Origin of the sequence: Neobacillus niacini (assembly GCF_036961885.1) — a bacterium.
Taxonomy (GTDB): Bacteria; Bacillota; Bacilli; order Bacillales; family Cytobacillaceae; genus Neobacillus; species Neobacillus niacini_H.
Genome location: NZ_JBALNQ010000069.1, coordinates 63,628 through 89,327, shown reverse-complemented (window position 1 = coordinate 89,327; position 25,700 = coordinate 63,628). Strand labels below are relative to the sequence as shown.

General features: G+C 38.2%; 21 protein-coding genes and 1 other annotated feature. Of the genes, 5 read left to right on the top strand and 16 right to left on the bottom strand.

The genetic code is table 11. The features are described from left to right. Nucleotides 1–65: 65 nt before the first annotated feature. The 4 genes from thiI to refZ all read right to left on the bottom strand — a co-directional run bounded on the left by thiI (nt 66) and on the right by refZ (nt 5,154). Nucleotides 66–1,271, bottom strand: a complete 1,206-nt coding sequence (gene thiI, locus V7124_RS23835) for a tRNA uracil 4-sulfurtransferase ThiI (RefSeq protein ID WP_335494059.1) — start codon at nt 1,269–1,271, stop codon at nt 66–68. Continuing rightward, complete coding sequence (locus tag V7124_RS23830; protein WP_335494057.1) at nt 1,271–2,413, bottom strand: cysteine desulfurase family protein; 1,143 nt, start codon at nt 2,411–2,413, stop codon at nt 1,271–1,273. Before V7124_RS23830 ends, thiI begins: the two co-directional genes overlap by 1 nt. A gap of 120 nt (nt 2,414–2,533) precedes the next feature. Beyond that, a complete protein-coding gene (ezrA, locus tag V7124_RS23825; RefSeq protein WP_335494055.1) occupies nt 2,534–4,231 on the bottom strand; it encodes a septation ring formation regulator EzrA in 1,698 nt (565 codons plus the stop codon). A gap of 293 nt (nt 4,232–4,524) precedes the next feature. Further along, the gene (gene refZ, locus V7124_RS23820) at nt 4,525–5,154 is read right to left on the bottom strand and encodes a forespore capture DNA-binding protein RefZ (RefSeq protein ID WP_335410886.1); all 630 of its coding nucleotides are present in this window, start codon (nt 5,152–5,154) and stop codon (nt 4,525–4,527) included. A gap of 156 nt (nt 5,155–5,310) precedes the next feature. Here refZ and V7124_RS23815 point away from each other — a divergent pair, with 156 nt between their 5' ends. Continuing rightward, nucleotides 5,311–5,793: a GAF domain-containing protein gene (locus tag V7124_RS23815; RefSeq protein WP_335494053.1), complete on the top strand. Its 483-nt coding sequence runs from the start codon at nt 5,311–5,313 to the stop codon at nt 5,791–5,793. A 64-nt stretch (nt 5,794–5,857) separates the two neighbouring features. Here the strand turns inward: V7124_RS23815 and megL are convergent, their stop codons facing one another. Next, nucleotides 5,858–7,045 (bottom strand): methionine gamma-lyase, encoded by a 1,188-nt coding sequence (megL, locus tag V7124_RS23810; protein WP_335494051.1) that lies wholly within the window; start codon nt 7,043–7,045, stop codon nt 5,858–5,860. Between the two features lie 111 nt (nt 7,046–7,156). After that, on the bottom strand, nt 7,157–8,545 hold the full coding sequence (locus V7124_RS23805) for a sensor domain-containing diguanylate cyclase (RefSeq protein WP_335494049.1): 1,389 nt from the start codon (nt 8,543–8,545) through the stop codon (nt 7,157–7,159). A 385-nt stretch (nt 8,546–8,930) separates the two neighbouring features. Here V7124_RS23805 and rpsD point away from each other — a divergent pair, with 385 nt between their 5' ends. Then, nucleotides 8,931–9,533: a 30S ribosomal protein S4 gene (gene rpsD / locus V7124_RS23800; RefSeq protein WP_335410893.1), complete on the top strand. Its 603-nt coding sequence runs from the start codon at nt 8,931–8,933 to the stop codon at nt 9,531–9,533. A 450-nt stretch (nt 9,534–9,983) separates the two neighbouring features. Here rpsD and V7124_RS23795 read toward each other — a convergent pair whose 3' ends face one another. The 4 genes from V7124_RS23795 to V7124_RS23780 form a co-directional block, all read right to left on the bottom strand. Continuing rightward, complete coding sequence (locus tag V7124_RS23795; protein ID WP_335494046.1) at nt 9,984–11,570, bottom strand: SagB family peptide dehydrogenase; 1,587 nt, start codon at nt 11,568–11,570, stop codon at nt 9,984–9,986. A 22-nt stretch (nt 11,571–11,592) separates the two neighbouring features. Beyond that, complete coding sequence (locus V7124_RS23790) at nt 11,593–13,530, bottom strand: TOMM precursor leader peptide-binding protein (RefSeq protein ID WP_335410897.1); 1,938 nt, start codon at nt 13,528–13,530, stop codon at nt 11,593–11,595. After that, a complete protein-coding gene (locus tag V7124_RS23785) occupies nt 13,530–15,476 on the bottom strand; it encodes a putative thiazole-containing bacteriocin maturation protein (protein ID WP_335410898.1) in 1,947 nt (648 codons plus the stop codon). The genes V7124_RS23790 and V7124_RS23785 overlap by 1 nt, the downstream gene beginning before the upstream one ends. A 283-nt stretch (nt 15,477–15,759) precedes the next feature. After that, nucleotides 15,760–16,023, bottom strand: a complete 264-nt coding sequence (locus V7124_RS23780) for a heterocycloanthracin/sonorensin family bacteriocin (protein ID WP_335494043.1) — start codon at nt 16,021–16,023, stop codon at nt 15,760–15,762. 842 nt (nt 16,024–16,865) lie between these two features. Here V7124_RS23780 and V7124_RS23775 point away from each other — a divergent pair. Together V7124_RS23775 and V7124_RS23770 are read left to right on the top strand one after the other, a co-directional pair. Then, nucleotides 16,866–17,057, top strand: a complete 192-nt coding sequence (locus tag V7124_RS23775) for a hypothetical protein (protein ID WP_335410901.1) — start codon at nt 16,866–16,868, stop codon at nt 17,055–17,057. A gap of 14 nt (nt 17,058–17,071) precedes the next feature. Then, complete coding sequence (locus tag V7124_RS23770) at nt 17,072–17,314, top strand: hypothetical protein (protein ID WP_335494041.1); 243 nt, start codon at nt 17,072–17,074, stop codon at nt 17,312–17,314. Between the two features lie 194 nt (nt 17,315–17,508). On the opposite strand, the gene V7124_RS23765 is transcribed toward V7124_RS23770, so the two are convergent. From V7124_RS23765 to tyrS, 6 genes are all read right to left on the bottom strand, one after another. Further along, nucleotides 17,509–18,360 (bottom strand): alpha/beta fold hydrolase, encoded by an 852-nt coding sequence (locus tag V7124_RS23765; protein WP_335410902.1) that lies wholly within the window; start codon nt 18,358–18,360, stop codon nt 17,509–17,511. Between the two features lie 62 nt (nt 18,361–18,422). After that, complete coding sequence (locus V7124_RS23760) at nt 18,423–18,839, bottom strand: GlcG/HbpS family heme-binding protein (protein ID WP_335410904.1); 417 nt, start codon at nt 18,837–18,839, stop codon at nt 18,423–18,425. 108 nt (nt 18,840–18,947) lie between these two features. Further along, nucleotides 18,948–19,241: a 2Fe-2S iron-sulfur cluster binding domain-containing protein gene (locus tag V7124_RS23755; protein WP_335410906.1), complete on the bottom strand. Its 294-nt coding sequence runs from the start codon at nt 19,239–19,241 to the stop codon at nt 18,948–18,950. Nucleotides 19,242–19,351: 110 nt separating this feature from the next. After that, nucleotides 19,352–20,266, bottom strand: coding sequence for a catechol 2,3-dioxygenase (locus V7124_RS23750; RefSeq protein ID WP_335494039.1), 915 nt, complete (start codon nt 20,264–20,266; stop codon nt 19,352–19,354). Between the two features lie 485 nt (nt 20,267–20,751). Further along, a complete protein-coding gene (locus V7124_RS23745) occupies nt 20,752–20,940 on the bottom strand; it encodes a DUF6954 family protein (protein WP_335494037.1) in 189 nt (62 codons plus the stop codon). Between the two features lie 116 nt (nt 20,941–21,056). Then, entirely contained in the window at nt 21,057–22,313 is a 1,257-nt protein-coding gene (tyrS, locus tag V7124_RS23740) for a tyrosine--tRNA ligase (RefSeq protein ID WP_335410911.1), read from the bottom strand. 152 nt (nt 22,314–22,465) lie between these two features. After that, nucleotides 22,466–22,680 (bottom strand) — a binding site (T-box leader). A 145-nt stretch (nt 22,681–22,825) separates the two neighbouring features. On the opposite strand from tyrS, the gene V7124_RS23735 reads away from it, so the two are divergent. Further along, nucleotides 22,826–25,558 carry a transglycosylase domain-containing protein gene (locus tag V7124_RS23735; protein WP_335494035.1) on the top strand — a complete coding sequence of 911 codons (2,733 nt, stop codon included), beginning with the start codon at nt 22,826–22,828 and terminating at the stop codon, nt 25,556–25,558. Nucleotides 25,559–25,700: the final 142 nt, after the last annotated feature.

Sequence of the window (25,700 nt, the reverse complement as noted above, 5' to 3'; positions counted from 1 at the left end):
GAGTCGAGCGCCTTTCGCTCCAATCCAACAGGTTATAAAATCACTAGTGCACATTAACACAGCCATTAAAATAAGTCATTGAATTCTGAGACCACTTTGGTGTCGGGTTTAATCACTAAGGTTTCTGTCTCTTTGACTGCTGCTTGTATTAAAGAGTCAAAGTCAAAGAAACTCTCATAGCGTTGCACTTTTTCTCTCTTTGGTTTTGTTTTTGGAGAAGAAGGAACAAAAATTGTACAACAATCTTCAAATGGCCTTATAGAGATATCGTAGGTATCAATATCCTTAGCAATTTTTATAATATCATTTTTGTCCATTGTCAACAACGGCCTTAGTATCGGCGTATTGGTTACTTCATTTATCGCATACATACTTTCCAAGGTTTGGCTTGCTACCTGACCTAGATTATCTCCAGTAATAATTGCAAGACCTTCTTGCTTTTTTCTAATTTCGTCCGTTATCTGAAGCATAAACCTTCTCGTCGAGGTCATCGAGTAATTTTCAGGAATTTTTTCTTTAATGGTTTGCTGAATATCAGTAAATGGGACAATATGAAGCTTCATTGATCCAAAAATTTCAGCAAGCTTTTTAGCTAGGTCAATTACTTTCTCTTTCGATCTTTCACTTGTAAACGGGGGACTAAAAAAGTGTACTGCTTCAATTTCTACCCCACGTTTCATGGTCAAATAGCCTGCAACCGGGCTATCAATCCCACCTGAAAGCATCAGCATTGCTTTTCCGCTTGAACCAACAGGTAATCCACCAGCACCTAAAATGTTTTCGCAGGATATATAAATGGCATCACTTAGAACCTCAATTTTCACATTGATATCTGGCTTTTTCACATTTACCTTAATTCCTGGGATATTTGCCAAAATGTTGCCGCCAAGAGTGTGATTGATCCCCTCCGTATCAAGTTCAAAGGTTTTATCTGAGCGTTTTGGAGATATTTTAAAAGTTTGACCCTCTTTGTATAGTTCTTTAACCAAAGAAAGTGCAGCCATTTTCATATGTTCAATGTCTCGTTCAACCTTTATTGCCGGACTTATGGATTGGATTCCAAAAATATTTTTTAATGCGTTTATGATTTCTGGAACGTTTTCACCATTAACTAATACATACATCCGATCTCGTTCGGCACGTATTTTTATTTTTGGAAAGGGAGCCAGTGCAATTCGAACACTTCTCCTTAATTTGTCTACAAATTTATTTCGGTTTCTACCTTTAGTAGAGATTTCACCATAGCGTATCAGTATACGATCATAATTCATTATTTCATAACCTTTCTTAATTGGACTGTTGCCTCTTTAATCGCATCAATAACACTTCGGGCTTCTTTTTCAGTATTATCATACGATAAGCTTATTCTAAAAGCACTGTCAGCCAAATCATCAGAAACCCCCATCGCCAGCAGCGTTTGACTTGGTAATTGCTTTTTAGAGGAACAGGCACTTGTTGTCGATAAAAAAATTCCTTTTTGCTCGAGCGCATGAATTAAAACTTCTGCCTTGATTCCTTTAATGGAGAAGTTTAGGATATGTGGTGCTGAATCTTCCAATGGGGTATTTATTATGAGTTCATCAATGCTTGTGAGCTCTGTAGTTAGCAACGACTTTACTCTATACATTCTTTCTATTCCCGTGTCACTTGCCATCATTGACATTCTTAGAGCCTTTGCCATTGCAACAGCTCCTGCAACATTCTCCGTTCCGCTTCTTACTTTCCACTCTTGGTTTCCCCCAGAAAATAGCGGGTCAAGCCTAACACCTTCTCGAATGAAAAGCGCACCTGTCCCCTTTAATCCATGAAACTTATGTGCAGAAAACGAGCATAAATCCACACCATTTTCCACCAAATTTAAAGGTATTTTCCCGATTGCTTGTACTGCATCTACATGGAAAAGGATGCTGGGGTATTGTTTCAAGACTTTGCCAATTTCTTTAATTGGCTGAATCGTTCCAACTTCATTATTTACATGCATAACAGAAACAAGGATCGTGTCCTTACGTATGGAAGCTTTGACATCCTCCACATTCACTCTTCCACTAGTATCTACTGGGAGATAGGTAATATCAAAATCCAGCTTTTTCAGTTGTTCCATTGCCCCATGAACAGAAGGGTGCTCAACACTTGATAATATCAAGTGTCTCCCTTTACTTTTATGTTGTATGGCTGTTCCTTTAATGGCCAAATTATTACTTTCTGTACCTCCAGAAGTAAAATAAATTTCGGCAGGTTTTACAGCCAGGAGGTTTGCTATTTGGGCACGTGCTTGGGTGAGAAGTTTTTCAGCTTGCACCCCTAATCCATGCAAGGAAGATGGATTGCCATAAAATTCATTTGAAACCTTAACGAAGGAATCAATCACTTCCTTATAAGGTCTTGTGGTTGCACTATTATCAAAATAAATCATTCTTTAACACCTCAACTTTGCGCAGAATAAATCTTACCATAAACTTAATCAATTGAAAAAGGTTACTATTGGTAACAATTAAAAACCGATTCGCCAAATAGGGCAAATCGGTTTTAGCGTTTATCTGACTTTATCTTCGACTGTAGCTTTAATTTTCTTCAAGGCTCCCGGGTCAATTGACTCTATCGAAGCAGCAGCCTGCTCCAAAGCCTCCTGGTACTCAAAATGTCTAAATGCAGCTTCTGCATCATTTAGTCCCTTTGCCACTGAAGGATACTGACTGCGATACCTATTTCCATATTGAATCGCCTTTTCGGCAAGCATGACATTTTCAATCAGTTCAATTGTACTACTCGACAATTTTTCCACTGTTAAAACGGCAATTTCTAAATATTGGTTAAGTGCTGAAACATTAAGCGGTTTTTCTTGTAGCTGCAGCTTCACGTTCTGAATGCTCTCATTTGTATCATCAATTAAATACTTATAATCTTCTGGTAAACCGGGAATATTGCTTTTTGACACTAAGCGAATGGTTTCACCCACTTGTTTTGTTAATTCTCTTAACGCTTCTCGCGCTTCGAACTCATCTTTTCTTAGTGCTTGAAGCTTACGTCCAAAATTCTCCTGCTCTTCTTGAATCACTTCAATATGAGTTTTAATTTCAATTAACTCTTCACAAAGAATCGTTAATGCTGTTTCATTGATATTCGCTTTTTCTAGTAAGATTTCATAATGCTTTGTAACAGAAGCAAGCTGTTTTTCCAAATGCCTTTGGATTTCAAAGTCACTTTCGGTTAAATGATAACTTTCTTGGACAAGTTTAACCTCTTTCGAAAGATGGTCATGTTCTTCTAATATAGATGTAAGGAGTACACTCATTCCTTTTTCGTTTTGAAGAATAAAATGCTTAGCATTAACTTCTTTCTCGAGAAGGTCAAAAAGGATGTCAATTCGTTCTTTAACTTCACTTATTCCTTCAAGCGCTTCTTCAATTTTTGTCTCTTCAATAAAGCTCAGATACTTGCTCAACTCTTCCTGCAAACTTTCAATTTCCATCTCTAATTGAATATGACTTAGATAATACCCTTTTTCAGTCATTTCACGATATCCATCCAGGATATCTGTCAACTGAGCAGGGATAAGCGACTGGCATTCAATCAACAACTGTGGAATTAAATCCATATTATGCTTAATCTTGTCAAGTTGGTCATGGATCAGTAACACGAGTTCACGTGCTTCAAGATAATTACCATGCTCAGTCTTCCCATCAAATTCGTGGAACTTTTTCGTTACGTCATCTAGTTGTGCTTCTAAGAATTTTTCTGATTTGCCAAAACTATGGCGATGAGCGAGCAGTGTTTTTTTCGTTTCACGATATAATTCCTTTAACTGCTCAATTTCAGTCCTGTTCTTTTCTTCACTTCCAACTAACTCATGTAGTTCTTCAACAATTTTATTAATCTCATTTTCAGTTGCCTGTAACGTATTATTAATCTCCTGTTGTACAGCTTTCGCCTTCTTAAAGCGATATTTATCGATGAATTCCTCAGCATCAAATAACATCTCTTCTAAATCCGGTAATTGTACCGTTACGATGTCATCCCACTGATTACGCCAACCCTCAAATAACTCTTCGGTTTGACCGGTCATATTCAATTGTTTTACCTTTGACATTTCATCCATTATAGGACGATTAAACAAATCAATTTTCCAGGCTTCTAACCTATCCATCTCTTTAAAATAATTTTTCTTTATAAAATACCCCAATACAAATAAGGCTAGTAGCAGGATAATAAATCCAATTAAATATTTCAACATTAAAGCCCCCAGTTTCAAACACTTCAATAAAAACCCTAAAGCGCTATATACTAATCTATAATAAAATTTCAATTTTCGGTAAGGTCAATGCCTTTATAATACCATGTTAACGACATTTTTTGACTATTATTTTCAATTTTTTTGAAAAAGAAATTTTCATGTAATATTTTGTGGCAAAAAATCAAATTATTACAAGGATTATCTTTAAAAACTCAAAATAAAAAGCACTGGCTTGTGGGAAATATAATTTCCAAGCTAGTGCTCATAAATAAATAACGGTATAGGAGTTTCAATTACAATATAGCCTCTTTCTTTTCAATATGTTTTGTGCCAAGCGTATTCTCAATCCAACGATTAATTTCCTTTAAATATTTCTGTTCAAAAAATCTTTCATTTGGAAAGATGTATAGAACCTCTCGTAAATAATTGGCATTAATAAAGGGCATCATCAATAAACCTTTGTATTGAATAATCAGGTAAGCAATCGAATGCGGACGAAATTCCTTCCTTTCAAAGCCTTTTTCAAAAATCTTTTGAAAATAGTACTTCTCCTTTAAGGCATAGGTAGACATAATTTCTCTAACTACCTGTGAGTCCATTGACATTTCACGGTATACGAAGCTAGTAAGTTCAATATTTTTACATTGAAAATGGAGCAAGTCAGCAGTAATTTTTTTAAAACAATCCTTGACACCTATCTCCATCAAGGAAAATTTCTCTTCAATAATACGGAGATATTGCTCAAAAAAGTAAGTAAAGCAATATTCTAATAGCCCAAGTTTATTCTCAAAATGATAGGCAATTGTTGCCGAATTCACTTTTGCTATAGATGCAATATCACGAATCGATGTTCCTGCGTATCCATTTGAATTAAAAAGCGTGATTGCCGCGTTAACGATAACTTCTTTAGAGTCCTTTTTCATCGCACCGTACACCTCCTTAATACTCGATTATCCCTTTCTATAACAATTCTTGTTATGATGATATTATCCTTTATAAAATTATCGACAAAGTATGCTTTTTTTCTTGTTAGTTTGATAAAATATATAAGGAATTCAAAAAGGGATGGGTGAAAAAACATGTTTAATGTCGAAATGTACAAAGGGACTCGCCAAGAAAATTTCCAATTGGTAAAAAAACAATTACAGGCCCTTCTCCATGGTGAGGAAAATCAAATCGCTAATCTTAGTAATACTTCTGCACTATTAAACCAGTTCCTTGATCGGATAAATTGGGTTGGTTTTTATTTACTGGATGAAAACAATGAGCTTGTATTAGGTCCTTTCCAGGGTCTGCCTGCATGTGTTCGCATCCCGCTCAATAAAGGTGTATGTGGAACAGCTGCTAAAAATCTGGAAACAATCCGGGTTGCGGACGTTCATGAATTTCCTGGACACATAGCCTGCGATGCTGCTTCCAATTCTGAAATCGTCATTCCACTTATAAAAGATGGTAAGCTACTCGGTGTTTTAGATATTGACTCACCAGAAAAAAACCGATTTGATGAGATGGACCAAGAGCAGTTGGAGGAAATTACAGCGATTCTTGTTGAACATTTGTAATCCAAAAAAACTCGCCGTGGCGAGTTTTTTATTTTGGCGTAACAAATCGTTGCGAAAACAGCTTTTATATTTTTTCTAGTGCCTGCTCTAAGTCCTCTTTTATATCCTCCCATGCTTCAAGACCGACGGACAGACGTAGTAAAGTGTCCTCTATTCCCATTTTTCTACGATCTTCTTCTGGAACGACAGCATGAGTCATTGTAGCTGGATGCTGTATTAATGTCTCAGCATCCCCTAGACTTACGGCAATTTTAATTAATTTTAAATGATTCATAAATAATTGTGCAGTCTGTTTCGTTCCTTTGATTGAAAATGAAATCAAACCACCTGGTTTTTTCATTTGTTTCTGCATGATTTCGTTATCTTCTATATGGTCGCTGTTACCTGGAAAATAGAGTATTTCAATCTTTGGATGATTTCGTAAAAATTCAACGAGTTTATTAGCATTTTCACAATGACGATCCATTCGCACTGGCAGTGTTTTTAACCCTCTTAACAAGAGCCAAGCATCAAATGGCGATATAATACCACCGATATCTTTTTGTGTAGTTTTTGATACCCTTCGGATAAAGTCGCTTGGTCCCACCACGATTCCAGCAATAACATCACCGTGTCCACAAATATATTTTGTTGCGCTATGAATAACAATATCGCAGCCGTGGGTAATGGGAGTTTGTAAATAAGGCGAGCAAAATGTATTATCGACAACAACTGGTATACCCCGCTGTTTTGCAGCATGTGCGACTAATTCTAGGTCAACTAGTTTCATGGTTGGATTGATTGGGGTTTCAATATATATGCAGGTCGTATTGGGCCGGAGATCTTTTTCTAGCATTTCCAGCGAGGTCATAGCGGAAAAATCATGCTCGATGTTATATTTTCCTTTTAACAATTGCAGTATACCAAAGGTACAGCCATATACACCTTGAGAACACAAGATATGATCCCCTGTTTTGGTTAGAGCAGTTAACACGGCAGAAACTGCTGCCATCCCTGAAGAAAATGCCAGGGCCGCTTCCCCCTGTTCAAGTGTTGCCATCCGGTCTTCAAGAATTTTTACCGTCGGATTTCCCAAACGGGAATAGATAAAACCTTCTTCTTGGCCAGCAAATCTTCTTTCACCTTGTTCAGCAGATGCAAAAGTAAAAGTCGAAGATTGATACAAGGGAGGAACAAGACTTCCTTGGTGTTCACCTGAACGATACCCAGAATGAATCGCTTCCGTCTCAAAACGAAAATTTTTATTATCCAAAGTGACCCTCCTATTTGTAAACGTTTTCATTTCTTTCCGTGTTCTATATCTTATTCATTTACGATTGGCAGGGCACTCGAATTTAACTTCCTTTGAGTGCCTACCTAGTGATTATGCTGTTTTCTGAGCAACCACCTTGTTTTTACCAGTACCCTTAGCAAGGTATAAGGCGTCGTCTGCCCGTTTGAATAAATAATTGTATGTATCCTGACTATCTTTATTCCAATAGGAAACACCGCAGGAAACAGTAATTTTCGGAAAGGTACACTCTTCAACCGTTTTTACCAGCCTTTCGGCTATCACCAAACCTTCTTCCATTGAAACTTTAGGAAGATAGATGGCTAACTCTTCTCCTCCCCAACGTGCCCCTACATCATTTCCTCGGATATTCTTTTTGATGAGGTTTGCTACTTGAATTAATACCTCATCACCTACTTGATGACCAAATATGTCATTAATCTCTTTAAAATTATCAATATCAATTAACATAAAGGTGCCTTCATTATCATCCTTCATTGAATACTGTATACTTTCATCTAAATAATTTCGGGAATGAAGCTTGGTTAAATGGTCTGTTTTGACCATATGCTCTAGTTCTTCTTGGAGCAATGAATTCATCAGGGCAAGTGATGAGTGAAATAGTAGTCCCTGTAACAGATTAAAATTCTCTTGTGAGAAGAAATTAGGATTTTGGTGCATGACAGCAGAAAATCCTCTAAGACTGTTATCTTGAATAATTGGTACTGCCATTATTGAACGGTATTTTTTAATATCATTTATAGGTTGAAGATTACAATCTCCAATAAATATAGATTCATTTTCTTTGTGTATTTTGGCTTCTAGGAGGTCAACATATGTTTTTGACGGTTTTGTTAAAAAAAACGGGGTTGTGCCTGGAAGCACTCTCACTTTTGTACGATCCCTGGAAAACAAGAAGAATCCTACTTCCTGGGCATCGAACGTTTGAATAATCTGGTTAGACATATATTCCATCGTTTCAGTTAATTGCAAATTTGAATTTAATTTTTGGGAAGTCTCATTAATTAATTGTAAGTCAGAGATAACTTGTGTGGATTGAGAGTAAAGTTTGGCATTTTCTATTGCACTGGCAATCGTAGTTGTTAATAAAGTAATGATTTCTATATCATACTCTGGAATTTCCAACGTATTTGGTGCAGTAACTTGTATTACACCGTTAACAACTTCTTTTCCTTTTAAAGGAGCATAAAGAATACAACCTTGATTTGACCTAATTTTCTCCACATAAATTTCTCCTGAAATAAATGCCTTTATTTTAGGATTGTCCTCATTCAGTTCCTGGTAAAGATCCTGAAGATGCTGTAAAGAAAACATATAGTTTGAAAAAATATCTTGAAATGTTATAATCACTTCACCTAAAATCTTTTCTTCATCCAAATAGCTATGTAATCTATTGCTTGCATAATACAATTTCTTATATTTAATTATTTCATCCTGAAACTGACTTTCACTTACTACCATAAGTTAATCACCCATTATACTTATTTCCAAATTTATACAACATATCCATTATAGTAAATAATTAGGTAAAATTGGTAGATATTTTTGAATGTTTTATTATTTTTTAATGAATTCACACACAACTTTCACAGAATTTGTAGTTTCCTAAAATTAACTTGACATATACATGAATAAAATTATATAATACTCTTTGTGTAAAATAACTGCAGCCTATGTGAACACTTGAACGGTCTCAGTTTGTTCCTCATAAGATTTATACTTATGATGGTGTATCTTGTAACCCTCTGCTGCTAGGGCGAAGGTGCATGAAAACAAAATGGCTATCACTGATGTTTCATAACGGTTTTTATTTTACCAAAATAAAAACACTAAGGAGGAGTCATTCATGGCTCGTTATACTGGCTCTAGCTGGAAAATCTCTCGTCGTCTTGGAATCTCTCTAAGCGGCACAGGTAAAGAATTAGAAAAGCGTCCTTACGCTCCTGGGCAACATGGTCCAAACCAACGTAAGAAGCTTTCAGAATACGGATTGCAATTACAAGAAAAGCAAAAACTTCGTCATATGTATGGAGTAACTGAGCGTCAATTCCGTAACTTATTTGATAAAGCTGGCAAAATTGGTGGGGTTCACGGTGAAAACTTCATGATCCTACTTGAATCACGTCTTGATAACGTAGTTTACCGTTTAGGTTTAGCTCGTACTCGTCGTGCAGCTCGTCAATTAGTTAACCACGGTCATATCTTAGTTGATGGTGCTCGTGTAGATATCCCATCATACCGTTTAGCTGCTGGTCAAACTATCAGCCTTCGTGAAAAATCACGTAATCTTGATGTTGTTAAAGAAGCAATCGAAGTAAATAACTTCGTTCCTGATTTCTTAACATTTGATGCAGACAAGCTTGAAGGTACATTCACTCGTTCACCAGAGCGTTCTGAATTACCAGCTGAAATTAACGAAACTCTTATCGTCGAGTTCTATTCTCGTTAATTGAATTGCTTATTAAACAGCAACAATAAAAACCCTAGAAGCGTTGATATAACGCCATTTCTAGGGTTTTTTCTTTTTTTCTGTTTTGTATAATCATGTATTCTCCCCTAACTATTTGGGGGAGGTTTTGGGGGCTATTTGGGGAGGATTTTTCAACAAAATCAATTCATTGGACAGACGTATTCAGCCTCTTTAAAATCCAAATAACATGTACCGTTTTCAATAAAAAGAAAAGCCCTGGTTAATACCGTGGCTTTATGTGAGCTCAACTCTTTCAAGGAAGTAAAGAGAGTCTGATTATAGCAGTTTTGTTATGGAATGCCTGATTTAATAAGATACAGTTTCCATATAGTTTGGTTAAAGCTGATTAAATTGGTAACAGAATGTTGAATTTCGCCACCAGTCTGCCACCAGGTGTTTCCACATGCCATTAGTGCACACTTGTTTTTCCTAGCTAATCAAACTCCCTTTTAACCAGGCGCGGGGACGGTATGGACCGACCGGGATTTGGATTAGGCTTGTTTTTCCTTTCGAATTGATCCCATAAAGTCCATCACATCGGTTCGAGTCAAACCCTAATAGCGGGTGCCCTCCCATTCCTAAACCACAGGATACCAAGAGCAATCGTTGCAGGAGTATGCCCGCTTCCATTTGTTGAATGCGGTATCCTCTATATCCCAATTCCTTTTTCAGATGCTCCCTGTCTCCAACAACATGCAGTACTAGCGGAACTTGAAACAGATTTACATTGGGCATTGTTAATCCATTTTGTAATAACTCTCGAAAATCTCCCCTAGTTATTCTTCGAAGTGCATGAGTGGCATTGTCATAAGAATAGGCACCATTTGGAACTCCTTCCACGTTGTAAAAACTACCATATAAAGAAACAGGACTCTCCACATTCCCATGTATACCATCAAGGTCATTCTGATACGAGAAGGAAAAGGTCTCTTTTAACAAAGTGGATAGCTGCGTTTGACGGACTTGACCCATAATAAAATCGATATCTGGAGAATGCCGCTCCCTGCAAACGGATGCAAGATCGTATGAAAAGCGCTCTGTAAAGGGAAGCAGGATCATTTCCGAATCTAAGGAAACTTTCACACTACTATCTTTCTTTATCTTCACAAACGACTCTGTTGTTTCAAACATGGATGCTTCATTAAATTTCTTCAAGGTAGGATAATCTATTACCTTCTTTGAACGGTTATAGGAGACATGCTCCAACAGCGGCACTTCCCGGCACAATTCAGTGGCAGAAACAATTTCCATTCTATTATGATTGTTGCCTGCACGATTAACGTTTTGATTAACGGATAAAGGAATAACGGCATATACACTTTCATCCTGATCAGACAGCCCAAGCAAATGATTAATAGACCTATCAAGAAATTGGTAGCATACCCGAGATGAATACCCTATTTGTTTGGCGACTTCTAAAGATTGCCCAATTAACACACCTGCATCTAATCCTTGGAGCCTGTAGGAAAAATTATTGTATTTATAGAAATTTTTCCAAAATAGCGTCGAGACAAAAACCGTACAGAAACAGTCAGATAGATCACAGCTATTTCCAAGACTTCTTGATAAGTATGAATCGTAATTTCCTTCTCGCAGCAAGAGGAGGCGATGGTGTGCCGCGTCATAATGGTAAATTCCCATTGGTGTGTCCTTTAGCTTCACATACACATATAATTCATTGGGATATAAAGCCCCGCCAGAGGGTACAAATCTGCGTAATAACTGGGCATAGCTGACAGCACCTTTTTCCTCGGTGTCATCGATGAAAGCGATTTGCGAGTATTGAGTAAGGCCGTATACATACCATAAGAAATGACCCAGCTCCTCCCGGCTGGGTTCAGCCTTAGCTTCCTGTCCGCTCAGTGTTAACGGTACATCTGCGTTCAGCGGAATCTCTGGTAAGCCCCGGTACAGTTTATAGGGAAGTGGTGCATCCTCCCAATCCACTTGCCAATCTGGAGGAGCAGCTTTTTCCGTATCAAAGTGAAGATGATGTAGAAATGTTTCTAGTTCCAATTTAACACCTCCTCCTTTTCAATTATGGGAATGGGTGGGGATCTGAATTAAGCTGTTCATACAATAACGGCTGTTCCATAAATCCAAGTTTCATTGGCACTTTAAGGACCCTCTCCAGCCCTTTTACACGGGTCAGGTGATGTCCGAATGTCATCGGTAACATACCAGGGATCAATACCTTCACACAGAATAATCCATTCCGTTTGGTTATCGGTGTCGTTTGGTCCACCACAATGACCTCCAAGTCTAACCGGTGGAACCTCTGAAGAATATCCTGAAGATCATCCTTCAAATCAGCAGTTGCAGGCGTCACCTTGAATTCTTCTGCAAATGTACGTAATGGACGTTGATCATCCAGTAAAAAATTCAGCCGTTCCTCTGCTTCCCGCAGCCCGTAGAGCAAACCATGGTCCTCCATGGTACGTACTTCGTACGGATTCCGTAACATATGTTGATATTTCTGCTCGTTTGCCTCCAATTTTTCGTCATGCACCATCATTCCCGCAAGCTCGTAAATTGCGCTTTTTACAGCCCTTACAGGATCAGGGCTGGCTCCGGCTGCACAAATGAGGTTTACACCCTTGGATCTTCTGTTTTTTGCGACTGCCCATACACTTGGGATTCCATGCTCCATCGTCGAATTGAAAAAATGCAGGTCATATCCCGCCACCTCACGCATACGGTCGACCATCAGCTGTAATTCTTTATCGTTAGCCGAACTAAGATCAAGACGTGGAAGGGGAAGTTTTGCATACCAGGTTAACAAGAAAGAATCTCGCTCGACAACCTCCATAATGGCATGAAAAATGGCTTCTTCTAAACTCCCCCCTACTGCACATCCATTGGAGGTTTCATAAACAAAGCCCTCCCCATGCCCTAAACTGTAATAGGCGAGTAACTGCGGAACCAAGACAGGACGTTCTTGTAAAAACGAATAGCCCCAGACCCAATTCATTGGAGTATCAGGATCAAACGGTTTAAAGGGAAACTGAGGCTTTGTATATTGTTCCTTTTCATGCAAACCTACTCGTTCAGGGTTTAGTGCATTTTGCTTTAAATTATGATAACTATCACGAACTACCGTCCTTTTGCCTCGAGGCTCGATTCCGCAATATCGTTCCAAACCCTCTAAAATGGCAGTCAGCTCACTCATTTCAAAAGAATTAGACCGGCCAGCGACTCCCTCGTCCGCTTCAAATAAAGGCATGTTCACATAAACATCAGCAAATGGCAGGGTAATATCCTGCATTTTTCCATTCATGATACCAGTACGGTAATCCAGATAGTCTTTGACCAGTACTGTTTTAAATTCATCCATCGAACGGCTGCGATAACCACTGCTATTAAATTTAGGACTAGATTCTAACCTAATTTGAGCTAATTCTGGTGTATCTTCCGGTAATGGACTGCAAATTGGACATGAGGGATTAGGCAAGAAATAGTGAATAAAATTTGTTAACGTTCTTAAGTTAATAATAAACACTCTTTCTTCTAAATGGCAGGGTGCTCCTTGAAGAATCCTCTGCACTTCCTTACATATCAAAGCTGCCATTTGTGATAGTCCTGTTCTTGATACCCATGCATCTTGCATGACACCTACTCCGGCTGCCATCTTTAGCTGTAGCTGCCACATTTCTTTCCGATCGGATCCAGCTATCAAGCGCCGGATGTCAGCGCAGAATGAACATCCCGGTGTATCGGGGCGAACTAAAGGACCAATGATTCCCTCTCCAAACGAAACGAAACCTCGAAGCCACGGGATCCCATTGTTCCTGTATTTTTCTTCTGCTTTTTGATGAATGGTTGGATTCCACGCATCGCGCAGCACCAGAGCTAATTCTGTTTCTTCGGGTACCTCTTCTAATAGGCTTTGACGCCTAACGAGATAATTGCCGGACAATTGATCAAAAACATAATCCGCTAATAAACCCTCTCCGTCAATGAGAATATGGGCGGCCATTAGGATTCCTCCTCTCGAACCTGCACACCATACACCCCTGCTAATTCCTGTTTTAAAAAAGGTTCAAACGCAAGATCATAAACGATTAAACGTTTGCTGTTTTGGTTCAAAACCCGAATGGAAGATTGTAATAGCTCCAATTGTGTTATTTCTTCACAAGAAGGGACGTCGAGTTTAAATTCCTTTTCTTTCAAAAAAACAGCTGACTCCGATATTCCTTCGGTTGCATGCACCTGATTTTGTTCATCCAAAAGCGCTTGTTGTAATGCATTCCGTAAAGCCATCGTTGTATTTAAACCTGTACAAGTGTACCGACGCCCCTCTGACTTTACCCAAATTACGGGGAAGCCTAGTATTTCATTTTCTAAACCGATGGTCGGTGTACCATTTAAGGTAGTCAGGGCATTTAAATAAAATCTGCAGCGTTGATCCTCAATTTCTCCCAATTGTACCTGAAAAACAGGATTCAGTGGATCGTCCTTTTTATTTCTCAATTCTTTCTCTAAATAGGCTTGCAAGCCGCGACAAACTGCCTCTTCAATTGTTTCCCCTGCACCAATGCTGATCAAATCCCTTGCTATGTTTTTACCAGCCTTATCTTTTAGGTCACTACATTCCTTGAACATTTGTAAAACATACATTTCAATACCAGTCAGTCCCGCTTCCCTCTTTGCCTCCTCATGTGTAAAACCCGAACAGATAACCTCTGGCAGTAGGTCTGCCGGCCCCTCTGACACTGGATTAGCCGCTTGAACATAGCACTGCGAAAGAGGAAGCTGTGTCAAGTTTCGCTCCTCCCAGGTATGGAAAATTCCTGTTTCTTCCGAAGTTAATAGACTGAAATATTCCAAGAGGTTACTCGTAGGTTCGTTTTTACCCTTTTCTTGCTTTATCCTTACATCAAGATCTTCCACCAGTTCAGAAGGGGCTGCTTTATTGGAAACCAATGGATGTGTGATGAATGAAATCCAGTCTCCTTCAAGCGTTTCAAGATCAAGTTTGTAAATTTGATTACTCTGATTTGACTCTGCAATTCCTGTAGCCTTCTTAAAAAATTCGAATACGGTGACATTGGCCAGAATGGATCCGACAGTTGTAGAGAAAGATTGGGGCTGCCGATCTAATTGCAATGAAGATTGATGGATTCGGCGCCATGCAGACTCCCAGCATCCCTCTGATTCCGGATGAACCAATGGACCAGCAAGCCCCACATGGTCTAAACATATGGCAGGAAAAAATTCTTTCTTTTGCTCTTTACAAACCATATTTAGATTCCTAAGTTCATTTACATTTCCATCCGGTGTGACATATAGAATCCAATCATACGGACGCAAAGCTTCTTGCCAGAAACTCCTTCCCTCCCTTTTTTCAAGTGGTACCTGCTCGACCTCCACTTCAGAATCAGCATAGTAGGCATTGCGCACTAACTCATTTATCCGCAATTGATTTGTTGGTACTGAATCAGTCAACATGAAATGGAATTTGGGAAGTCCCGATTCGATTAATGCGGCAGCCAATGAAACCATAAAGGCTCCAGAACCGATAGCCAGAACTTTAGTTTGACGGTATTCTTGAAAACGGTACGCACTAGAATCTACAAAATTCTCGATAAATTCAATTTGTGAAGCATACTTTGCTAGGACTTTTGGGTTTAATCCATGTGTCTTATCTTGGCTAACATCTCGAACAAAGCCATTCTTGTACAACGTTTCTCCAAGCTCATATACCCTGTTTCGATACGGCGCCGTTAATCCCTCTGTTAAATCTCCCAATGATTGCTCCCCGTTAAACAGCGGCATTAATTTTTCAATCCATTGATAGATCGTATTTCCTTCCATTCGGAATGAATTTAAGTTATTTCGAAAATACACACCACCCTTTGGATCTGGGAGATAAAATGAATCCCTTTTGACCTTCAAACGTGTGGACGAGGTAAGTTTTGTCATTCAGCTCCTCCTTCATACAAAGCAATCCTAATTATGCACTATAATTATATGTTCATTTATTTGTCCAATATGAATAGAAAAGTGGAAGCGCCCTCAGACCAAGCCAAAGTGCAGCTTTGTCCTGCGATGATTATTCAAAGGAGCTTTCCTTAGTGGTCAGCAGAGTAATGATATAAATTCTGATATTACCCCCAAAAAAGAAGTGCCTCCTGCGGCACATATCCATGCAGGGGGCACTTCCTTTTCATAAAATAACGTATTTTTTTCTGAGATTCCAAAACGACTAAATAAAACCGAAGCCAAAACAGCCAAAACCCAAACCGAAACCTAAACCAAAACAGCCAAAACCGAAGCAGCCGCCACAGCCTCCACAGCCTCCACAACGGAAGCCTCCACAACGGAAACCGCATCCTCCGCAACGGAAACCGCATCCCCCGCAACGACCAAATATACGCATATCTTGGCTTTGAGTATCTATAGGCATTAATTGACCAACTTGGTAATGGTCCATTCCTAATGATTGTAAGCTATTCTGAAAATTATGCATCTTTTTCCTCCCCTTTCTATTTATTCAACAGGATGCACCTGAATAGAGAGTGGAAACGAAGGTAATTATGTCAGTTTGATGTAAATCAAGCTTTAAAGTACCACGAGTACTCTCTTTATCAAATTATGATTTTTATAGGTTGTTGCCACTGATTTAACAGCCTATTTTTACGTTGAAGGTGTAAATAGAATGCCTAATTACAACTCTGATTGGGGATTATTTGCCTTGATAACTCAACGTTACCAAGGCTTTGTTTTATGACCTGTTAGGGATTCGAACCCACGACCCCTTCCCTGTCAAGGAAGTGAAATGAATCCGATTATAACAGGTTAGTTATGAAAAGCCTGATTTAGTAGGCTAAAGTTTGCGCTTAATTAGGTTAAGACTGATTAAATTGGTGGCAGGATGTTGGATTTTGCCACCACCATGCCACCAACTCACCACCATAGAGTTTCCACATTCGATATGTCTGGACTGCTGATTGTAGACATTAATCTTTATTATTAATGATGTAGCCTTGTTCACCTTACTTATATCTAATTACAAGCAGTTTTGAAGTTTGCTGACACCTGTTTTTATGGTATCTTCATGTACCTTGAAATACTGTTAAATCAACGTTTCTTTCTAACAAGTGTTTTCTTGTAAAAGTTATTCTAACTCCTTCTATCAAACACCATGAAATAATAAAATTTAGCGATAAATATCTACGCAAAGTTGCCAATCAGCTAACTGGATCTAGGGCATCTGCAGTAAAGAAGGCAAAACAAAATGCAAGGGATACAATAAAGAAAGTAAGACCATGGAATCAATTCAACTATGATACTTATGTAAAAGAATCCTTTGTGAAACAAGTGGAAAGATTAAGAAAAGAAAAGGAATTAGAGATTGAAAAGCAATTATATGAAATTTCAAATAGGCAGAAACAAGTGCTAAAACAAAAGAACTCAAAAATGAATAGTTGGTTTACAAAAATGGGAAAAGCGATAGCAAAATCTCCAATAGGACAATATGTAAAAGATAACAAGCTGAAATAATTATTTCTGCTGCAATGCGCATTTCTTCCACTATCATTAATACCAGAACTAGTAAAAAGCCAAAAAATAAAGATTCTGGAATAATTCAGCAATCTCCCGAACCTACACCGAATATACAAATTAAAGATGAATATACCCGTATATCACCTATTAATGAAGATGACTATACTCGTAAGTCACCAATTAAGCATCAGGTTCCCTCTTACTTAAGAAAGGATGGAACCCCAGTAAGAGGATATACAAGAGGGAAAGATTAATTTAAAGGTCAATAAACTCAAGTTTGTAATCTGCAAGCCTATTGCTTAACTATATGGTTTTTTTATATTAATAGTTGAGTTCTACTCACGTTAATAGATTTGCCATTTTAAGAGTAATCATAAAAACCCTAGAAGCGTTATATCAACGCTTCTAGGGTTTTTTATTTTTAGATGAATACAGGTTTATGGTTTAACTAGTGCATTGCATTTAGTAAAACCATTTCTTCCTTTTTTAAAAATTCAATAACTTGGCCGGCAAATTCCTTTGTTTTTTCAATTTGAACCCAATGGCCGCACTCTGGGAAGACATGAAGCTGTGCATTGGGTAATGCTAGTACTAGTTTATAGCTTGTATCTTGTATTGGAATGACACGATCATCTCTTCCATGGATTAATAATACAGGGAAATTGATTTTTCCAAGTTCCTCAATAGATAGAGCCATGTCACTTACATGTTTTTGTCTAGGTTCAGGAAACATCGATGAAAATGATTCTTGGAAGCCTTCCTGTATACTTGATTTAAAACGCATTTCTACTAAGTCATCATTTTCGGCGATTGATTGGTCGAAAGTAAAGAGTTTGATCAGGTCTTTCATATTTTCAAAGCTTGGTGTATATCCCCAAACTCGGTCTAATCCAATGGAAATGTGGTGGTCAATTCCCATACTACCCATTAAGATAAGTCGTTTGATAAGTTCAGGGCGTTTTTTAGCAATGTGGAGGGCAATTGCCCCACCGAATGAGTTACCAATGATTGAAATTTTTGTTTCGCCTAGGGTTTCAACGAAGTCAATCATATGATCTGCCCAAACATCAATTGAATAGTGAATTCCCTCTGGTCGTTCTGTGTAGCCAAATCCAACGACATCTGGTGCGTAAAGATGAAAATGCTCTGAAAGAATCGGGAACACTAAACGCCAGTTAGCCCATGCTGAAACACCAGGTCCAGAACCATGGATAAGTAAAATCACTTCCCCTTGTCCATCCTCATGATAATGTGTTTTAACTCCCTTTACGTCAATGTACTTTCCTGCCTCAATTGACACAAAAATCTCCTCCAATCAAGCATTTAAAAATTATCGTATTTAGCATCCAAAGATATACGCGGTTATTCAATTAGTTTAAGAGCAGCTTTACAGCACAATTCATCTTGTTCTGCACTGCCACCACTAACCCCAATTCCACCGATTACTTTTCCATCTACTTCAATTGGAAACCCACCACCAAAAATGACTAGCTTCGGAGTATGGACGATTCCATTTAATAATGCAGGTTCATCTTTTATCATTGGATACCACTCTGAGGTCGGTTTTCCAAACGCAATCGCACTGTATGCTTTATTTTGGGAAATCCCAACACTCAACAATGGAGCATAGTCCATTCGTGAAAAGCTAACTAAATTTCCACCATCATCAACAATGGTTATATTGACAGCAATTTCTAATTCTTTTGCTTTTTCTTCAGCAGCATTAATCATTTTTTTTGCAAGATCATTCGTGATGGCGTACTTTTCTAAATACTTCATGATCTCCACTCCTCGTCACATCTAGTCAAATGACGTTTTTTACTGAAATAATAACTACTTTAAATAGCCTAGCATCAGATGGGAAAGATGCCCCTGATGCTAGGTTACTTATCTTAATACTTTATTTCGTTCCCTAGTAGTTTGAATACTCATGTCTGTTACTGGCTTACTTTGACAAGCTAGTCGATATCCAGAAACATATTCCTCATCAGGTAAAGCAGATTTTGAATAAATCCCATCTACCGTTTCACCAGTGGTAATTTTAATCTTGCACATCCCACATGCGCCGCCTTTACAACCGACAAAAATGTCACCTATTTGACGTATAGAGGCATTTAAGATCGTTTCATTTTCCTTAACTAAAATTTCTTTTCCGTTCACCTCGATTTTAAATGTCTCCATGGTTACCATCTCCTTAAATATCCATCACTTTATTTGAAGGAAGCCTCTTTAATAGTATGTAACCGCTTACAACAAAGATAAAGGAAAATTCCTTGACAGTTACTTCTGTTTTAGGAAACTACTGTTGTGAATCTTTCATTTAATTCTCTTTCAAAATAGAAAATTGCTTTACCGATTGTATCCTCTGTCCATGTGATGGTTGCTGAATCAGGGTATGTGATATAGCCGCCACAGAACACTTCATTACGGTTTCCAGAAGGGTCGAAGAAGTAAATCGTTGTCCCTCTTGTAATTCCATGACGAGTTGGCCCGGCGTCGATCATGACATCATTTTTCGCCATGATATCGGCAGCATTTCGAAGTTCTACCCATTCATCTAACCAGAATGCAAAGTGATGAAGTTTATTTTGTGGTCCTTTAATAATAGCGATATCGTGGGCAGTATTTGTCTTGAATAACCATTTAGCAATCGTTTGATCATTCTTTTCCCCAGCCACTAATTGCTCACTTACGTGGAAGTCAAAAATGTCTGTAAATATTTTTGTTGCTCCATCAACGTCTTCCCCAGCAATTAAAAGATGGTCAAGACGTGTCGGATGCATTCCTAGTAATCCATCTGGCCATGGGTCAGGATTGAAAAGAGGTAATCCATTACCAACTACTTCAATTTCGTTGTATAGTTCAACGATTTGTCCAGTAGGCAAAGTGAAACGAACTGCTTCTCCTTCTGCTATTCGAACTCCGGCTGATACACGTTCTGTATAAATCCCAATATTGTTTAATTTTTCTTCATAAAGGTCTAAATCCGATTTAAATTCACACTTAAATGCTAAATGCTCCAAACCGGCACTGTCAGCTTTTTTCAAAATGACACTATGATGGTCATGTTCATCCCATGCCTTCAGATAAACTCGGTCCTCTTCACGGGCAGTTTCAATTAAACCGATAACTCTTTTGTAGTAATCAATTGATTTCTCCCAGTTTGGACAACGTACTTCAACTCTTCCTAGACGCATGATTGCCATAAATTAATGCCTCCTTAAGTATTGTTAATTTATAGATTAAAATATTTCAGAAGTAGTCCCACCAGTGAAATACTCTAATTTAAATTATTTCTGGGAATAAATTTGTGCCCTACAAGATTAAGGCTTTTAAAAAGAACAATGGTTACTTGAAAAAGCAAAAAATGATGTAAATCTATGAAATTGAACAGTGGAGTATCTAGGTGAAAGAAGAAGGAAAAAGTGTTTTTTTAAAGTCAGATAAAAAGGTCATATAGCAATTGGAGTTACACAGAATTCAACTCCATAAAAAACTAAAATACATTAAAATCTTCACATAATAAAAGTACCATAGGGTGGATGGTTGTTTATGTTGAATTTGTGAACACTTTTTGAATATTTTACCTTTTGAAAAAATAATGAATATTTATTATTCTTATTTGTATTGGTTGAATTCTCCTCCCGCTTATAGGCTCAAAAAAAACCGTTCCATTGCTGGCACGGCATTTTTATTTCTTATTGATCCACTTGATCGCTCTTGAATATAAGAACGCAAGTAGTGCATAGAGTGCGACAACTACCGCTGCCGTCCAAAGTCTCTCTTGTATAACACCGTCGGCATACAGTACTGGTCCTAGTCCAAAGAAAGTTAGTAGGAGGAAAAGGATGATAAAAATAGCATGGATGAGAAACTTCATAAGTGTACCCCCTAAAGTGTGGCTTATTATATGTTAGACGTTGATAAAATTCTCACCATTAATGCCCACTACCTACAATTATATAAAAACCGGCCAAGGCCGGTTTTCTTAATGAATTAGTATCTAATCAACGAATACTTCTTTTTCCCTCGTCTTATAATCGTGAACTGACCTTCTATCCGATCAGATTCCTCTAATACATAGGATGGATCTGTAATGCGTTCACCATTCACTGTTACCGCACCATTGGCGATGTCTTCTCGAGCCTGGCGCTTAGATGGAGAAATTTTTGCAGCTACTAATAAATCAACCAAGTTGCCATCTGTATCAACAGCAGTAAAGGAAGGAACGTCTTTGAAACCCTGCTCAATCTCTGAAGCAGATAGGCTTCTAACATCGCCGCTAAATAAGGCTTCTGTTATTTTAATCGCCTGCTTCAGCGAATCTTCACCATGAATCAGACGTGTCATTTCCTCTGCCAAAGCCTTTTGTGCCTTACGTAAATGCGGTTCTTCTTGTACTGACTTTTCTAGTCCTTCAATTTCTTCATGTGATAAGAAAGTAAAGTACTTCAAGTATTTAACAACATCTGCATCTCCACTATTAATCCAGAATTGGTAGAATTCATAAGGTGTTGTCTTCTTAGCGTCAAGCCAAACTGCTCCACCTTCTGTTTTTCCAAATTTTGTTCCGTCTGCTTTTGTAACAAGCGGGATCGTTAAGCCAAATGCCTTCGAACCCTCCGGCTGCATTTTACGAATTAATTCTAGTCCAGAAGTAATATTTCCCCATTGGTCACTGCCGCCAACTTGTAATTTACAGTTAAAATTCTCGTATAGGTGATTGAAATCCATTGCCTGCAGGATTGTATAAGTGAACTCCGTAAACGATATGCCTGAATCAAGTCTTGAAGCAATGGTATCCTTTGCCAGCATATAATTGACTCCAATATGTTTACCAATGTCACGTAAGAACGAAACAATATCCATCGATCCAGCCCAGTCATAGTTATTGACCATGACAGCACCATTGTCTCCATTGAAATCAAAAATAGCTTCTAATTGTTTTTGTATACCCTCAACATTTTTTTGTACGGCTTCAAGTGTTTGAAGATTACGCTCCTCACTCTTTCCACTCGGGTCACCGATTAGTCCTGTCGCTCCGCCTACCAATACGATCGGACGATGGCCATGCTGTTGAAATCTTCTAAGCGTTAAAAACGGTACCAAGTGACCAATATGCAAGCTGTCTGCAGTTGGGTCTGCTCCACAGTAAAGGGATATTTGCTCCTTGCCAATCAAATCCTTAAGACTTTCTTCATCTGTTTGCTGGTAAATGAGTCCACGCCATGATAAATCTTGCAATAAATCCATTTCGATTTCCTCCATTTTTTAATATTCATACTGTTGCTGGTTTATTTTCCATCAACACTCATTTCGTTGATGACACTTCCCCCGCGTTTTATCGGGGGTCAGGTCTTCTACTGCCTTAAAGCCAAAACAACAAAAAGCGCCCCTGCAAAAAATGCAGGGACGCATATACGCGCGGTACCACCCGGCTTGAGGAAAAATCCTCCAACTCGAAAAATTAACGGTTTTTACCGTTCTCCGTTACTTCTATTTTCACGGGGAAAGCTCTGGGACGTAATTCACTCTTCTATTTGTGTCAGCTTTCACCAGCCGCTGACTCTCTAAAAACAGGGATAGAAGACCTACAGTAGATTCCCTTCATAGCTTGATTATTAAATTTATAACTTATAAGATTTTTACCATAATTTATACCAGCTGTCAAACAAGAACTGGTAATAACAGAAAAATGTAGAAGTTTGTCAATTTTACATATATCATTATGCTATAATATATTTGATTTTAAAAGAGGTGATTCTATGAATGATAAAGTGCAAGCGTGGATTGAGAAATTAAAGTCCATAACTAACTTGTTTACCCATAAAAAAACAGTAAAAAGTGCACGTATTACATACCAGGTATTTTGGAACCTTATACTGCTTCTAATGACTGTTATCATCCTTGGGGGAGCATTTGCAACAGGTGTGGGAGCGGGCTATTTCGCTTCGCTCGTTAAGGACGAACCTGTTCGCTCATATGATAGCATGAAAAAAGATATTTATAATTATACGGAAACATCGGACTTATACTTTTCTGACAATGTCTATCTAGGTAAGCTAAGGACAGATCTCGAACGTGAAGAAGTGAAAATTGATCAAGTTTCGGATTACCTAGTAAAAGCCGTTATTGCAACAGAAGATGAATATTTTTATGAACACAAAGGTGTTGTGCCGAAAGCTGTTTTTCGTGCAGTATTCCAAGAAGTCACAAACTCAGCAAATCAAACAGGCGGAAGTACCTTAACACAACAATTAATCAAAAACCAAATTTTAACAAATGAAGTTTCCTTTGAAAGAAAAGCAAATGAAATCTTGCTTGCCCTCCGTTTAGAGAAGTTTTTTAGCAAAAAGGAAATTCTAGAAGCTTACTTAAACGTTTCTACATTTGGAAGAAATTCATCTGGTAAAAATATCGGTGGTGTTCAAGCAGCAGCCAAAGGAATATTCGGGAAAAATGCCGGCGAATTAACCCTTCCACAAGCAGCGTTTATTGCAGGGTTACCTCAAAGTCCCTTCGGCTATACACCTTTTACGAGAGAAGGTACGGTGAAGAACAATTTAGAACCTGGTCTGACTCGAATGAAAACGGTTTTAAAAAGAATGTATGATGGCGGCCACATTGACGAAACCCAGTATGCTGAAGCCACAGCCTATGATATTACAAAGGATTTTATTCCTGCTGGGGTTAACCCTATCGAAAAATATCCTTACTTAACCTTTGAAGTTGAAAAGCGGGCGATCGAAGTTTTAACCAATGTATTGGCGAAAAATGATGGCTATGAAGAAAAGGATTTAAAAGAAGATGAAAACCTTTTTTATCAATACCGAACATTAGCCAACCAAAATTTACGCCAAAATGGATACGAGATTCATACAACCATTAACAAAGAAATATATGAAGTATTCCAAGATGTAAAGAATAACTACAAAAACTATGGACCTGAAAAGAACCAAGAGAAACAGGACCCTGAAACAGGTGAAACCATCATCGTTAAGGAACCTGTTGAAGTAGGAGCTATGCTGATTGAAAATAAAACGGGTAAAATCATTAGTTTTGTAGGTGGAAGAGACCACAATAAACAGGAGCTTAATCATGCGACTAGCGCTGTCCGCCAAAATGGATCGACGATGAAGCCCTTACTCGTTTATGCACCAGCCATTGAATTGGGGAAAGCATCACCAGGTACACCTTTACCGGATGTAGCCTTAAGGCTCGAGCCTTCCATTTCCAGACCTTGGCCAAACAACTATGACAAGAGGTACAGCGGGATTACCTCAGCAAGATATGCCCTAAAAAAATCTTATAACGTACCTGCAGTCAAGCTATATAAAGATATAATTGGTCAGCAGCCTGCAAAATATCTAGAGAAAATGGGCTTTACCTCTCTAAGAAGTGAAGATTATACCAATCTCTCAACATCTATTGGATCAATGAAAAATGGGGTAACAGTCGAAGAAAATACCAATGCCTTTGGCACCTTTGCCAATGAGGGTAAATTTATTGATGCTTACATGATTGAAAAAATAGTCGATAAAGATGGCAATGTTATCTACCAACATGAAGTAAAACCAGTTGATGTTTTCAAACCGCAGACAGCGTTTTTAACGCTTGATATGATGCGTGATGTAATCAATAGCGGTACAGCTCAAGGTATCACAAGTAAATTAAAATTTAAAGCAGATTGGGCAGGTAAAACAGGGACTGGACATGAATATAATGACAATTGGTTTGTGGCTACCAATCCAAGTGTAACTTTTGGAATTTGGAATGGCTATGATACGCCAAAGTCATTATTGACTGGTGGTATGTCCTATTCACAGAGAACGAACAATCTATGGGCAGAGTTAATTAATGCAGCTTATGATATTAAACCTGAATTGATTAGCCCACAAGAATCCTTTAAGGCACCATCAGGTATTGTGAAGCGCTCGTTTTGCGTTGTTTCAGGTTTATTACCTTCAGATGCGTGCTCACAGGCAGGTTTAGTTGAAAGTGATTACTTTAATGTTGAAAATGTTCCAACGAAGCAAGATGATAGTTTGATTTCAGGAAACTATGTACAAATTGGCGATAAAAAGTATTTAGCTTTAGATACAACGCCAGCTGAATTTGCCCAAAAAGGGGTCATTCTTAATCCTGACTTCATTACACAAATGGTAGGTAAGAATTTTAGTGATACGAATCAACTAATACCAAAAAAGGAACGTTGGGGAAATATCCTTGTTCCTGATGATAAAATGGTCGATAACGGAAAACGGCCTGATACTGTGACGCTTTCACTATCAGGTAATAATCTTATTTGGTCTGCTCCAGCTGATAATGATATTGTTGGCTATCGGGTTTATGAAGACGGATCAAAGATCACAAGTATAATGAGCGGTTCTAATCTTTCCTTAACAGTATCAATTGGCAGCTATTATGTAACTGCCGTTGATATCGCAGGGAATGAGTCTGCACCATCTAATATCGTGGATGTTGGCTTTACACCTTAATTAAAGATAACAAAAGGAGCATGGATTAAATTCCATGCTCCTTTTGTTTATAGGCGTTAACTATGCTATACGCCAGTATTTCTCCCTATACGAGAGTAAATCCTGCTATACGAGAGTAAATCCCCGCCATCCGCCAGTATTT